A 13405-nucleotide genomic window follows, 5' to 3' on the forward strand; every position below is an offset into this window, starting at 1 on the left:
CCCGGCTCCAGGTGTCGAAGTCGTCGCGCACATGGTGAGATGGACAACCCCACACGTCGCCGCCCCGTTTTCGACCTTGTGGCGGCGTGACGTCTAACGAGAGGCGATCGATCGTGACCAATAATTCCTTTGTCATCCAGGGTGGACGAATATTGCCGGTCGAGGGCGCCCCGATCGACAACGGCACGTTGGTGGTCCGTGATGGTGTCATCGACTCGATCGGTGGGCCGGAGACCCCTGTCCCCGCGGATCTTCCGACGATCGACGCGAGCGGACGGTGGATCGTTCCGGGCCTCATCGACGCGCACGTTCACCTCGGTGTGTACGAGGAGGGCGAAGGTTGGGCGGGGATGGACACCAACGAGCTCACGGATCCGGTGACCGCGCACGTCCGCGCGATCGACGCGATCAACCCGGCTGATCTGGGCTTCGCCGACGCGGTGGCGTCCGGGGTCCTTGCCGTCAACGTGAATCCCGGTTCCGGCAACCCGATCGGTGGTCAGACGGTCGCGATCAAGTGCGTGGGCCGCACGGTCGACGAGATGGCGATGGTCGCCCCGTCCGGGTTGAAGTCCGCGCTCGGGGAGAACCCGAAGCGCGTATACGGGGAGCAGAAGAAGACGCCGAGCACGCGACTCGGGACGGCCGCCGTCATTCGCGGCGCGTTCGTCGATGCCCAGAACTACCAGGCGAAGCGCGCCGCGGCCGACGACGGCAAGCCCGTCGACCGGGATTTGAAACTCGAGGCATTGTCGTCGGTGCTGAGGCGGGAGATCCCGTGGCGTCAGCACTGTCACCGCGCCGACGACATCGCGACCGCCTTGCGCATCGCCGACGAGTTCGGGTACCGGCTCGTCATCGATCACGGGACGGAGGCGCACCTGCTGGCAGACGTCCTGGCCGAGCGCCAGGTGCCCGTCATCATCGGCCCCTTGATGGTGTCCCGATCCAAAGTAGAGGTTCGGAACCGGTCGGTTGCCAACCCCGGCCTGCTCGCTCGGGCGGGGGTGACGATCGCGTTGACGACGGATCACCCGGTCGTGCCGATCGCGCACTTCATCCACCAAGCGGCGTTGGCGGTCAAGGAGGGGCTGGATCGGACGACCGCGATGGAGGCGATGACGATCAACCCGGCGCGGATCCTGGGTGTCGACGACCGCATCGGTTCGCTGCTGCCGGGTAAGGACGCGGACTTCTGCGTCTGGTCGGGAGACCCGCTCGACGTGCTCAGCCGCGTCGAGACGGCGTACATCGACGGCGTCGTCGTTCACGGCTGACGAGTGTGGTGGGTGAGCTCGTCGCTCACCCACCTTGCCAGTTCGGTGCCGCCCCGTTGGTCGCCGTCACCGGTGGCGACATCATCCCGCCGGAGGCCGTGGTGCCCTTCGTGTTGGACCGATCCGCGGCCCGGGACGCGTTGCGCGCGTGGAACGTCCTTGGCTCGCCCTGTAGGGGCTGAAGTCGGCGACCGAGGCCGACACCGCCAAGCGCACATATGTTCCTCATTGGACCTTTGATGTCCGGACGCGCTCCGACTGCGCCGGCGAACGCGGAACGCACCACCACGTGACGGAGACCTCCACCGAGAACGGCGAGACGAAGACACGTCAGGTCCAACGAACCCAGCGGAACAGCGTGTCCGGAACGGTGTCCCGCGACTTCGACGACATCCTGATCATCGCGAGTCGACACGTGACCCGCAAACGACTCGCCGAGCTGGAACCGCGGCATGCGAACAAGGCCACCCCGCGTCAACCGAGTTAACTGACCGGACACCACTCGTTGAGGTACGACACGGAGCCGGAGGCCGGGCTGGGGGATGCCAAGGAGGACATGGCCGGCGAGATCGTCCGGGACGCGCGGCGGGACATCGGCGGCAACGAACAGCGTATCCACACTGTAGACAGCCAGTAACGATCGACATCGACTACCAGCTTTTCCTCATTCCAGTGTGGATACCCACCTGCGTCTACCAGGGCAAGCCGTGGCAGATCCTCATCAACGGCGAGACCGGCGAGGTCCAGGGCGACCGTCCATTCAGCGCGTGGGAGATCGCGCTCGCGACAACCGGAGCCGTCGCGCTCATCGGCGCGATCGCCACCCTGATCGTCCTGAACCAGCAGTGACGAAGCGTCCCAAGACATAGCGACCCCGAAACGCCNCCCCNCGACCGGTCGGTCGCGGGGCGGCGTCGTCGACAATGTGCACCCGACCGGCCGCAACACGCGTCAAATGGCACATAGAACGGCTCCCACGTGCGTTAATACGACGATGACGGGTAGACGTTCGAGACTCGACGTCTCCCGTCCGGCCAGGACACGAGTCTCTGCTGTTTGAGGAAGCATCATGGAATGGCGGACCATCCGCAAGCTCATCGCATCGGCCAACGTAGACCAGCTTGTCGAGGCGCTGAGAAGCCTCGATGATGCCGGTAGGGCCGCGCTGGCGGCCGACATCCAGGGGTACTCCGCACAATGGAGTACCGAACTGGCGCTGAACACCTCACAGACCGGAGGATTGTGGGAGTTCCGGCGCCGCCGCAAGGCCGCCGCGCTTCGCCGTCAGTCGCTCGGGCTCTGGGTCGCGGGGGCCGCCTGCCTCACCGAACCCGCCGACGCGGCGTCGTGGCTCGCCCGCGACGACATCAACGACGACGAAAAACAGATCGCCCCGATCGTGGACGCGCTACTGGCGCGGGACCGTCAGTGGCGCGTCGACCTCGTCGGCCATCTCGATCCACTGTTGACGCAGCCGCGCTCGCCGCTGGCGTCGCTCACGCTGGAACTCGTCCGGCTCACCGGAATGGAGCCGCCGAGGTCGACGCGGTTCTTCGCCGTGTGGCAGGCCGGTTGCGGCGGAGTCGACTCCGACTCGGCGACGCTCGCCAAGGGCGTCGGCAAGGCCGAACTCCGCGACACCATGATCACGCTGTGGTTCGCCGAGCCGACGTTGGCGACGATGCTGACGGGTGCCTGGCCTCAGGCACTGGCGATCCTCACGGGCGACGGCACTCTCAACCGTCGACTGCTCATCGCCGAGGCCGTGGCGCGACTGCGGCACGGCGGTGACGAGGAGACCCTGCACGGGGTACTGCGACTGTGCCGCGCGATGGAACTCACCGACGAGGAGATCGGCGTTCACGTCGAGGATCTCGTCCAGTTGCTCGTCGGCTCGCCCACCACCGTCGTCGAGTTCGCCATCGACAAACTGTCCCGGTTGGACGCCACCGTCGGAGTGGACGACGCCATCGTCCTCGAATCCAGTCGGATAGTCCTCGGCCGGGCCGAGGCGGAACTCGGCGAAGCCCAGCTGACGTGGATCGACGCGGCCCTGGAGCGCCGCCGTGAAGGCAGCGCCGCATTGCTCGCGTGCGCAGCGCGCGCGCTGTCCCACGACGACGAGTCGGTGCGGCGGACGACCGTGGCACTGCTGTCGACCTACTCCGACCGCATCGACACCGAAGTCGACGCGGCCGTCACCGAGTACGCGTCCGAGCTGTCACCGCAGTTGCGTGCGTTGCTCCCGATCCGCGAAGCCGCCGACCGCGACCAGGCACGATTGTCCGCCGTCTCCGCCGCAGCGCAGGCCACGTCGGTGACGCCCGAGGCGCTCGCCCCGGCGATCACGACGGTCGCCGAGCTCGGCGAGCTGGTGTCCCGGGTCCTCGACAACGCGCGGGGCACCGTCGGCACGGGCGAGTGGCGGCCCATCGAATGGCGTGCGCTGGAGCAGGTCCTCGCCGCCACCGTGGAGTTCGCGCACCGTGAACCGGAGCAGCTCGCGAAGGAACTGTCGTCCATCATAGACGGCAAGAGGCGCGGCGACAGCCGTACACCACAGTGGAAGATCGTGTCGGCGGAGGAGAACCTCCGACTGCTCATCGCCGTCGCGGCGGGAACCGTCACCGACGCGGAGCTCGCGCCGATCGCCGACACCGGCACGTGGCGCGAGGCGGTCAAGGACGTCGCGGGTCCGCACCGGGTCCTCCTGCACCGTTTGCGCGACATCACGCTCGCCCTGTCTCGCCGTACCGTGCCGAGTCTCGTGAGCACGCCTACGGCGGCGACCGGTCTCATCGACGCCGCGACACTCGTGCGTCGACTGACCGAGGCCGCCGCCGCCGGATGGCAACCGCTGGAATCCGACCTTCAGCTGGCGCTGCTGCGGTTGCCCGCGCAACCTCAGCCGGAGCTCGCGCAGACCGCGCGAGGCATCGACTCACTCGCCTGCGCGCGGCTCGCCGCCGCGCTCGAGGCACCGGCACCGGCCGCGGGGGTGACGATCCCGCACGCGCGATCCGGCGCGGACGACCACGCCACCAACGATCCACAGGAGACCATCCGTGGGATGTTGGCGGGGCCGCCCGAGACCGGCGTCGACACGTCGAGCGAATGGGCCGAGACCTGGCCCAGCCTGTGGCCGACGAACCCGGAGGCGATCGCGGCGTGGTCACTGCCGCACATGATGAAGCTCGCCACCGGGTCCGGCAAGGGGGCCGCCGAACTCACCGGGCTCGGTGATTCCCGCCAGCCGCTGGGGCCCAACGCTCACCGCGTTCTCGCCCTCGGTCTGTCCGCATCGGACGCCGCCGATCGCGACCTGGCGGTCGCCGCGTTGATCCGTCTCACCGTTGACGACGCCGTCGACGCCGAAGCGCTCGGTCACGTCATGGCCGAACTCGTCGGAGAAGGCGTCGCGAAGCTGACTCGAGTCGTCCCGGCTCTGACCCAGGCATCCCAGGGCGGTGCGGCCGCGATCGTGTTCGGGATCGTCTCGCACGCGTTGCCTTCCCTGCTGCCCCAGCCCGACGAGAAGCCGGTCAATCGGCTCGCGGATCTCGTCGGTCTCGGCTGCGACACAGCGGAGGAGACGCACCCTCCGTACGCGATCCCGGAGCTGGCGGCCTTCGCCCAGCGCCGTGCCTCGTCCAAACTCGTCAAAGAGGCACGTCGGCTGCATTCCCTGCTGGAAAAGGCATCCGGCTGATGGACCGTACCGTCGCCCCGGATCGCGCGCGGCCGCCGTGTCGATCCACCGGGCGACCGGAACGTCCATAGTGAAGATCCACGATCCGGGGGTGGGGCGTCCCACACGCCTCACCCCCGTCGTGCTCGACCCGGACGCCCACAGGTCCGCCTCTCACCGCAGGCCCACCCCGCCGATCTGCCTGGGCCGGCCGAACGCCCGCTCGCCGTCCGCCCCGACGAGGGACGAATCACCCTCCTCGTCGAAACGCGGTGCCGGACATCACGCACGACGGGCGGCGCCGGACACGCCGACGGCACCGCCTTCGACCGGTGGTTCAAACTCGACAACACCTCCTTCTCCGTCAGCCGCTCGCGTCGAGGCGACACGTATGCTGGCACGCGTCAATCCATTTCCGACACACGAAGGACTACACCCGTGACCGCGCAGTCGCTGCCCACGCTCACCGACCGGATCGAGGCGATCATGGCCGCCGCGATCCGACGAGCCGTCCCCGAGGCCGGGCAGGTCGACGCACTGGTGCGACGCAGCGATCACGCCGACTACCAGTCGAATGCCGCGCTGCCGCTGGCGAAGCGGCTCGGCCAGAAGCCCCGCGACCTCGCGACCTCCGCCCTCGAACATCTCGATCGACGCGATCTGATCGCCGACGCCGTCGTGTCCGGGCCCGGCTTCGTGAACCTCCGACTCACCGACGCGGCCATCTGGGGGCAGGTCGCCGTGCGGCTCGCCGACTCACGTCTCGGCATCGGTCAGCCCGAGGCGGGATCGATCACCCCGATCGACTACTCCGCCCCGAACGTGGCGAAGCAGATGCACGTCGGGCACCTCCGCACCACCGTCATCGGAGACACGCTCGCGCGCCTGCTCGAATTCCTTGGTGCGCGCGTGATCCGCCAGAACCACCTCGGCGACTGGGGCACCCAGTTCGGCATGCTCATCCAGTACCTCGACGAGCACCCCGACGCGGAGTGGCACCGGGCCGGGGACGACGTCACCGACAACATCATCGCCCTGGACGAGCTGTACCGCCGGTCGCGAACGCAGTTCAACGAGGACGAGGCGTTCGCGGACCGCGCGCGGGCGCGGGTCGTCGCGCTGCAATCGGGCGACGCCGCCACGCTGCGGGCCTGGCGGGACCTTGTCCGCGTGTCGATGGCCGCGTTCAACGCGATCTACGACCGGCTCGGGGTGGACCTGACCGACGCCGACATCGCGGGCGAGTCGTTCTACAACGACCAACTGGACAATGTGGTCCAAGAGTTGGTGGACGCGGGTATCGCCGTCGAGTCCGAGGGCGCGCTGTGCGTGTTCTTCGACGAGTTCACCGGCCCCGACGACAACCCGGTGCCCCTGATCATCCGCAAGAGCGATGGCGGATACGGCTACGCCACAACCGATCTGGCGACGATCCGGCACCGCATCCGGGACTTGAGGGCGACCCGAGTGCTGTACGTCGTCGACGCGCGACAGTCCATGCACTTCCAGATGATCTTCGCGACGGCGCGGCGCGCGGGCTGGCTGACCGCCGACGTCGAGGTCGTCCACACCGCCTTCGGCACGATCCTCGGCCCGGACGGTCGGCCCTTCAAGACGCGGTCGGGTGGAACGGTGCCCTTGACGCAACTTCTCGACGAGGCCGTCGCGGCCGCGCGCGCCGTCGTCGCGGAGAAGAACCCCGACCTGCCTCCAGCCGATCTGGACTCCATCGCGGAGGCGGCGGGAATCGGCGCCGTCAAGTACGCCGACCTATCGACGGCGCGGACGACCGACTACCGCTTCGACCCGGCGAAGATGGTGGCGCTCACCGGGAACACCGGTGTCTACCTCCAGTACGCGCACACCCGCACCGCGTCGATCCTGCGCAAAGCACAGGGGATGGCGCCCGCCGTCGACCCGGCCGTCACGATGACGGAATCGGAGCGCGCCCTCGCGCTCCACCTGGACGCGTACGGGCACGCGCTCACCGAGACGGCGGAACTCTACGAACCGCACCGGCTCGCGACATACCTGTACAACCTGGCGAAGCTGTTCAGCGCGTTCTATGAGAACAGTCCGATCCTGACGGCGCCCACGCCGACCCACCGTCACAACCGTCTGGCGCTGACGGCGCTCACCCAACAGACCCTCTACAACGGTCTGTCGCTGCTCGGCATCACGCCCCTGGATCGCATGTGACGGCATCGTTCTGATTCGGTGACGGCCGCGTTCTCTTCGGGTTCGCGGCCGTCATGGTTCGCCGGTTCCCATGGTGGAGCCGACGGCTACGCGCCGACTCGTGGACCAAACCGGACCGAGGATCGCACACCCTCGGGAGACCGGTCTCCCGTAAGGATCGCGCGCTGAGGACCCGGCCGTCGTTCACGACATCGAACCCGGGTCGTTCGTCAGCGGAACCAGGCGACGCAGTTGTGTGACGTGCGAAGGTTCGAGCTCCTCAAGGGAACTCACACCGAGCAGACGCATGGTGCGCAACACCTCCTCGGCGAGGATCTCGATCGCCTTGTCGACGCCCGCTCGGCCGCCCGCCATCAAGCCGTACAGATACGCGCGTCCGACCAGGGTGAACCTCGCTCCGAGCGCGACCGCCGCGACGATGTCAGCGCCGGACATGATGCCGGTGTCGAGATGCACCTCGACGTCACGGCCGATCTCGCGGGCCACCCTCGGAAGCAGGTGGAACGGCACGGGCGCGCGGTCGAGCTGGCGTCCGCCGTGATTGGACAGGATGACGCCGTCGACGCCCATGGCGGCGAGTCGTCTGGCGTCGTCGAGGTTCTGCACCCCTTTGACGACGAGCTTCCCCGGCCACTGTTCCTTGATCCAGCGCAGGTCCTCGAAATCGACGCTGGGGTCGAACATCGTGTCGATGAGCGCGGCGACGGTGCCGGACCAGCGATCGAGCGAGGCGAAGGCGAGCGGCTCGGTCGTCAGCAGGTTGAACCACCACGCCGGTCGCGGAATCGCGTTGAGGACGGTCGACAGCGTCAGTTGCGGTGGGATCGAGAAGCCGTTGCGCTTGTCGCGCAGCCTGGCTCCCGCGACGGGCACGTCCACCGTCACCAGGAGCGTGTCGTAACCGGCCGTCGCCGCGCGGTCGACGAGCGCCATGGACCGGTCGCGGTCCTTCCACATGTACAGCTGGAACCAGTTGCGGCCGTGCGGGTTCGCCGCCCGGACGTCCTCGATCGAGGTGGTGCCCATGGTGGACAGCGAGAACGGGATGCCCGCGGCGCCCGCCGCCGACGCTCCGGCGATCTCCCCCTCGGTCTGCATGAGGCGCGTGAAGCCGGTCGGCGCGATCCCGAAGGGAAGCGAGACGGGTGCGCCGAGAACGTCCCAGCTCGTGGAGACGGTGGAGACGTCTCGCAGGATCGACGGGTTGAACTCGATGTCGGTGAACGCCTGGCGGGCTCGGGCGAGGCTGAGTTCGGCCTCCGCCGCGCCGTCGGTGTAATCGAAGGCGGCCTTCGGCGTGCGGCGTCGGGCGATCTCGCGGAGGTCCGCGATGGTGCAGGCCGCGCCGAGTCGCCGCTTCGTCCCGTTGAGCTGCGGGCGCTTGAACCGGATCAGGGGCCTCAGATCGCGGGGCCGTGGCACTCGGCGCTGAGTCATGGGAGTCTTCCTTCCGGTTGATGAGAGGCGGCACGGACGGCGGCGGTGCGGGGTCGCGGTTGGTACCGTACCGGCTGGACGGAGGCGGCGACGACGGCTCGCAGCGACTCGAGCGAACCGGACACGGCTCCGAGCGCGCGTGCCTGGACGAGGACGTTGCCGATGGCGGTGGCTTCGACGGGTCCGGCGAGGACGGGTAGTCCGGTGCGATCGGCGGTCAGCTGGCACATGAGCCGGTTCCGGGAACCACCGCCGACGATGTGAACGGTGCGGATGTCACGCCCGGACAAGGTGGCCGCCTGCCTCAGCGAGATCGCGTACGCCTCCGCGAGTGACTCCATGATGGATCGAACGGTCTCGGCGGGGCCGTCGGGTGGCCGTATCCCGCGTTCGACACACCAGTCGCGGATGCGGCCCGCCATGTCGCCGGGCGGGATGAAACGCGGATCCTCGGTGTCGAAGAGGACGACGCGCGCGGGGTCGACGGCGGACGCCGCGTCCAGCATCGACTCCAGGTCGAGGCTCCGTCCGGCGTCGTTCCAGGCGCGCAATGCCTCGGTCAACAACCACAGTCCGGAGACGTTGCGCAGGAAGCGGATCCGTCCGTCTACGCCTCGCTCATTGGTGAAGTTCGCCTCGCGACTGGCGTCGGTGACGATGGGGGCGTCGAGTTCGAGGCCGACGAGGGACCAGGTCCCACTGGAGATGTAGGCGAAGTCGTCGTCGGTGGCGGGCACCGCGACGACGGCGGACGCGGTGTCGTGGGACCCGACGGCGACGAGTTCGACGCCGTCCGGCAAGCCGAGCTCGGGCCGGATCGGGCCGATCGTGGTGCCGGGTTCGATCAGCCCCGGCAGGATGTCGACCGGAATGGACAGTCGCCGGAGGAGCTCCTCATTCCATTCTCCATCATCGATGCGGAGCAGTCCGGTGGTCGATGCGTTGGTCCGTTCGGCCGCCATCCTCCCGGTCAGCCAGTAGCCCAGCACGTCGGGGATCAACAGCAGTCGATCCGCGAACGGCAGCAGCGCGTCTCGTTCGGCGACGAGCTGGTAGACCGTCGTGAACGGCAGATATTGGAGTCCGTTGGCGCGGTATAGCTCCGCGAAGGCGACGGTCCGGTGGGTCTCGTCCGCGGCTGGGGCGTTGCGAGCGTCCCGATAGTGGTACGGCGTGCCCAGCACGCGCCCGGCGCGCAGCAGCGCGTAGTCGACGGCCCATGAGTCGACGCCGACGCTCCGCAGTTCCGGCGCCCGACGGGCAGCAGCCCGAAGGCCGTCGACGACGGAACCGAACAGACCCAGGATGTTCCAATGAAGACCGTCCATCGTACTCACCGGAGTGTTGGCGAAGCGGGTCACCGGTTCCAGCTCGACCCGTCGCGCGTCGACGTGCCCGAGGATGACCCGGCCGCTGCTCGCGCCCAGGTCGACGGCGGCGACCGTCCGTGTCATGTCCGAGCTCCCGATCCGTCGCGCCCGCTCATCGCAGGAACGCCGCCGCGACCCCGGCGTCGACCGGGATGTGCAGGCCGGTCGTGTGGCTCAACGCATCGCCGGTCAACACCGAGACGGCGTTCGCGACGTGCTCGGGCAGCACCTCACGCTTCAGCAGGGTCCGCCGCGCGTAGAACGCGCCCAGTTCCTCCTCCGGCACGCCGTAGACGGCGGCCCGCTGAGCTCCCCAGCCACCCGCGAAGATGCCCGAGCCGCGCACGACCCCGTCCGGGTTGACGCCGTTGACGCGGACGCCGTGCCCACCGAGTTCCGCCGCGAGCAGCCGAACCTGGTGCGCTTGGTCGGCCTTGGCCGCCGAGTAGGCGATGTTGTCGGGGCCGGCGAACACGGAGTTCTTCGACGAGATGTACACAATGTCACCACCGAGTCCCTGTTCGATGAGGACGGCGGCCGCCGCGCGCGACATCCGGAACGAGCCCTTGGCCATGACGTCGTGTTGGACGTCCCAGTCGGCGTCCGTGGTCTCCAGGAGAGGCTTCGAAATGGACAGACCGGCGTTGTTGACGACGAGGTCGAGACCGCCGAAGGCCAACAGCGCCGCGTCGACGGCGGCTCGGACGTCGTCGGGCTTCGTCACGTCCGCGGCCACGCCGATCGCGACATCGGACGTTCCCAGCTCGGCCGCCGCCGCCCGCGCCTTCTCGGCGTCGAGATCCGCGATGACGACGCACGCCCCGTCGGCCGCGAGCCTCGTCGCGATGGCCTTGCCGATTCCCGACGCGGCACCGGTCACGAGCGCGACGCGGGTCGCGTGCGACTTCGGCGCGGGCATCCGTCGCAGCTTCGCCTCCTCCAGTTCCCAGTACTCGATGCGGAACTTCTCGCTCTCGTCGATCGGCTGGTATCGGGACAGGGCTTCGGATCCCCGCATCACGTTGATCGCGTTGACGTAGAACTCCCCCGCCACGCGTGCCGTCTGGGCGTCCTTGCCGTAGCTGAACATGCCCACGCCGGGCACCAGCACGACCAGGGGGTCGGCGCCGCGCATGGCCGGCGAGTCGGGGGACGCGTACCGCTCGTAGTAGGCGCGATAGTCGGCCCGGTACTCCTCGTGGAGTTCGAGCAACCGCCGCTTCGCCTCGTCGAGGGAGGCGGTGCCCGGCAGGTCGAGAACGAGCGGACGCACCTTCGTTCGCAGGAAGTGGTCCGGGCAGCTCGTGCCGAGCGCCGCGAGGCGCGGATGCTCGCCACCGGTGAGGAAGTCGAGGACGACAGGGGTGTCCGTGAAGTGCCCGACCTGGGGCTTGTCGGTGGAGACGATCCGACGGAGGAGCGGCGCGAGCGCGGCGGCGCGGGCACGGCGCTCGTCCTCGGGCAGCGGTTCGTAGCCGGGCAGCGGGGCGCCGAACGGCTCGGGTCGGCCGTGTTCGTCGATATAGGCCGCGGCCGTGTCAATGATCCAGCGGGAGTTGCGTTCGCATTCCTCACTGGACTCTCCCCAGGCGGTGATGCCGTGACCGCCGAGGATCGTGCCGATCGCGTCCGGGTGCCGTTCTTTGATGGCCGCGATGTCAAGGCCGAGTTGGAATCCAGGGCGACGCCAGGGCACCCACACGACCGCGCCGCCGAAGATCTTCTCAGTCAGTTCGGCACCGTCGGCGGCGGTCGCGATGGCGATGCCGGAGTCCGGGTGAAGGTGGTCGACGTGCGGGGCGTCCACGAGGCCGTGCATCGCGGTGTCGATCGACGGGGTGGCACCACCCTTCCCGTGGAGGGTGTAGTCGAAGGCCGCGACCATCTCGTCCTCGCGGTCGATGCCGGGATACACGCCGGTGAGGGCGCGGAGCCGATCGAGCCGCAGGACCGCCAGGCCCTTCTCCGTCAGGGTCCCCAGGTCGCCGCCGGACCCCTTGACCCACAACAGTTCGACGTCGCCGCCGGTGACCGGGTCGGTGTCGACGCCCTTCGCGGAGGTGTTGCCGCCCGCGTAGTTGGTGTTCCGCGGGTCGGCGCCGAGCCGGTTGCTGCGCGCGATGAGCTCGGCGGCTGCCTCGTGTGTCATCTTCTTCTTCCTCGTGTCCCTCGTGTGCGGTGTTCGGTACGTCTAGGGTTCAGGCGCCCCAACCGGCCTGTCGTCCGCCGACTCGATCGGTGGCGATCCGGTCCAGGTAACCGGACGCGGCGAAGGCGGCCATCGGGTCACCGGGCAGCCCTCGGTTCTCCCGCCAAGCGGCGAGATCGGCGCGGACGTCGGTGTAGAAGGCGTCCATGAAGACGGCGCTGGCGGCGAGCACGTCACCGGAGTCCTGAGCGGCGCGCAGGGCGTCCCGGTCGAGGAGCAGCGCCCGCGCGGTCATCTCCTGGACGTTGAGGACGCTACGGATCTGGCCGGGGATCTTCGCCTCGATGTTGTGGCACTGGTCGAGCATGAACGCGACGTCGGGGTTGCCGTAGCCGCCGCCGTTGACTACTTCGACCAGGATCCTGAAGAGCTGGAACGGATCGGCGGCGCCGACGATTAGGTCGTCGTCGGCGTAGAACCGCGAGTTGAAGTCGAACGAGCCGAGTCGTCCGAGCCGCAGCAGTTGCGCCACGATGAACTCGATGTTGGTGCCGGGCGCGTGATGTCCGGTGTCCAGACAGACCATGGCCCGGTCGCCGAGCGCCGAGACGTGCGCGAACGAGGTTCCCCAGTCGGGCACGTCGGTGTGGTAGAACGCGGGCTCGAAGAGCTTGTACTCCAGGACGAGCCGCTGGTCGGGCCCGAGGCGGTCGTAGATGGCGCGCAGGGATTCGGCGAGGAGGTCCTGCCGTCTGCGGATGTCGCCCTGGCCGGGGTAGTTGGTGCCGTCGGCGAGCCAGATCTTGAGGTCGCGGGCGCCGATCTCGGAGAGGATGTCGATGCACGCGTAGTGGTGGTCGATGGCGCGTCGCCGAATCACGGGATCGGTGTGGGTGAGGCTGCCGAACTTGTACTCGTCGTCCTGGAAGGTGTTGGAGTTGACGGTGCCGAGCGCGATGCCGTGGTCGTGCGCGGTCCGACTCAACAGCGAGTAGTCGTCGACGGTGTCCCAGGGAATGTGGATGGCGACGGTGGGAGCGAGCCCGGTGTACTCGTGGACTGTGGCGGCGTCGCGGACTTTCTCGAAGGGGGTGCGGGGTGTTCCCGGGGTCCCGAACACCTTAAAACGGGTTCCGGAGTTTCCGAACGCCCACGACGGCAACTCGATGGCTTGCCGTTCGAGGAGGCCGGTGATGTCGGCGAATCGTGCCATGGGTGGTCCACCTGATTCCGGTGTCGTGGGGAGTGAGGTCGGTGGGGACGGGGGCGGCGAGTCGCCCCCGTC

The 13405-nt window shown here is 68.6% G+C and carries 10 protein-coding genes; 6 read left to right on the top strand and 4 right to left on the bottom strand.

Annotated elements, in window-relative coordinates:
- The first annotated feature begins 110 nt into the window (after window positions 1-110).
- The 6 genes from ACM9NP_RS05320 to argS all read left to right on the top strand — a co-directional run bounded on the left by ACM9NP_RS05320 (window position 111) and on the right by argS (window position 7164).
- Window positions 111-1277 carry an amidohydrolase gene (locus ACM9NP_RS05320; protein ID WP_415645493.1) on the top strand — a complete coding sequence of 389 codons (1167 nt, stop codon included), beginning with the start codon at window positions 111-113 and terminating at the stop codon, window positions 1275-1277.
- A gap of 289 nt (window positions 1278-1566) precedes the next feature.
- On the top strand, window positions 1567-1764 hold the full coding sequence (locus tag ACM9NP_RS05325) for a hypothetical protein (protein WP_415645450.1): 198 nt from the start codon (window positions 1567-1569) through the stop codon (window positions 1762-1764).
- 18 nt (window positions 1765-1782) lie between these two features.
- Window positions 1783-1914 carry a hypothetical protein gene (locus ACM9NP_RS05330; RefSeq protein ID WP_415645451.1) on the top strand — a complete coding sequence of 44 codons (132 nt, stop codon included), beginning with the start codon at window positions 1783-1785 and terminating at the stop codon, window positions 1912-1914.
- A gap of 35 nt (window positions 1915-1949) precedes the next feature.
- The gene (locus tag ACM9NP_RS05335; RefSeq protein ID WP_415645452.1) at window positions 1950-2126 is read left to right on the top strand and encodes a hypothetical protein; all 177 of its coding nucleotides are present in this window, start codon (window positions 1950-1952) and stop codon (window positions 2124-2126) included.
- A 220-nt stretch (window positions 2127-2346) separates the two neighbouring features.
- Window positions 2347-4986, top strand: coding sequence for a DUF7825 domain-containing protein (locus tag ACM9NP_RS05340; protein ID WP_415645453.1), 2640 nt, complete (start codon window positions 2347-2349; stop codon window positions 4984-4986).
- A 417-nt stretch (window positions 4987-5403) separates the two neighbouring features.
- Entirely contained in the window at window positions 5404-7164 is a 1761-nt protein-coding gene (gene argS, locus ACM9NP_RS05345) for an arginine--tRNA ligase (RefSeq protein WP_415645454.1), read from the top strand.
- A gap of 183 nt (window positions 7165-7347) precedes the next feature.
- Here argS and ACM9NP_RS05350 read toward each other — a convergent pair whose 3' ends face one another.
- From ACM9NP_RS05350 to rhaI, 4 genes are read right to left on the bottom strand one after another with little or no spacing between them, the layout of a single operon-like run.
- On the bottom strand, window positions 7348-8601 hold the full coding sequence (locus tag ACM9NP_RS05350; RefSeq protein WP_415645455.1) for an alpha-hydroxy acid oxidase: 1254 nt from the start codon (window positions 8599-8601) through the stop codon (window positions 7348-7350).
- Entirely contained in the window at window positions 8598-10055 is a 1458-nt protein-coding gene (locus ACM9NP_RS05355) for a rhamnulokinase (protein ID WP_415645456.1), read from the bottom strand. Before ACM9NP_RS05355 ends, ACM9NP_RS05350 begins: the two co-directional genes overlap by 4 nt.
- Window positions 10056-10083: 28 nt before the next feature.
- Window positions 10084-12120 carry a bifunctional aldolase/short-chain dehydrogenase gene (locus ACM9NP_RS05360; RefSeq protein WP_415645457.1) on the bottom strand — a complete coding sequence of 679 codons (2037 nt, stop codon included), beginning with the start codon at window positions 12118-12120 and terminating at the stop codon, window positions 10084-10086.
- 49 nt (window positions 12121-12169) lie between these two features.
- Window positions 12170-13333, bottom strand: coding sequence for an L-rhamnose isomerase (rhaI, locus tag ACM9NP_RS05365; protein ID WP_415645458.1), 1164 nt, complete (start codon window positions 13331-13333; stop codon window positions 12170-12172).
- Window positions 13334-13405 lie beyond the last annotated feature (72 nt).

This window comes from Stackebrandtia soli (assembly GCF_965137155.1).
Lineage (GTDB): Bacteria > Actinomycetota > Actinomycetes > Mycobacteriales > Micromonosporaceae > Stackebrandtia > Stackebrandtia soli.

Bases quoted from the DNA above. Each gene is read 5' to 3' on its own strand.
- ACM9NP_RS05340 (WP_415645453.1), top strand. From the start codon at position 2,347: ATGGAATGGCGGACCATCCGCAAGCTCATCGCATCGGCCAACGTAGAC.
- ACM9NP_RS05350 (WP_415645455.1), bottom strand. From the start codon at position 8,601: ATGACTCAGCGCCGAGTGCCACGGCCCCGCGATCTGAGGCCCCTGATC.
- ACM9NP_RS05355 (WP_415645456.1), bottom strand. From the start codon at position 10,055: ATGACACGGACGGTCGCCGCCGTCGACCTGGGCGCGAGCAGCGGCCGG.
- ACM9NP_RS05360 (WP_415645457.1), bottom strand. From the start codon at position 12,120: ATGACACACGAGGCAGCCGCCGAGCTCATCGCGCGCAGCAACCGGCTC.
- rhaI (WP_415645458.1), bottom strand. From the start codon at position 13,333: ATGGCACGATTCGCCGACATCACCGGCCTCCTCGAACGGCAAGCCATC.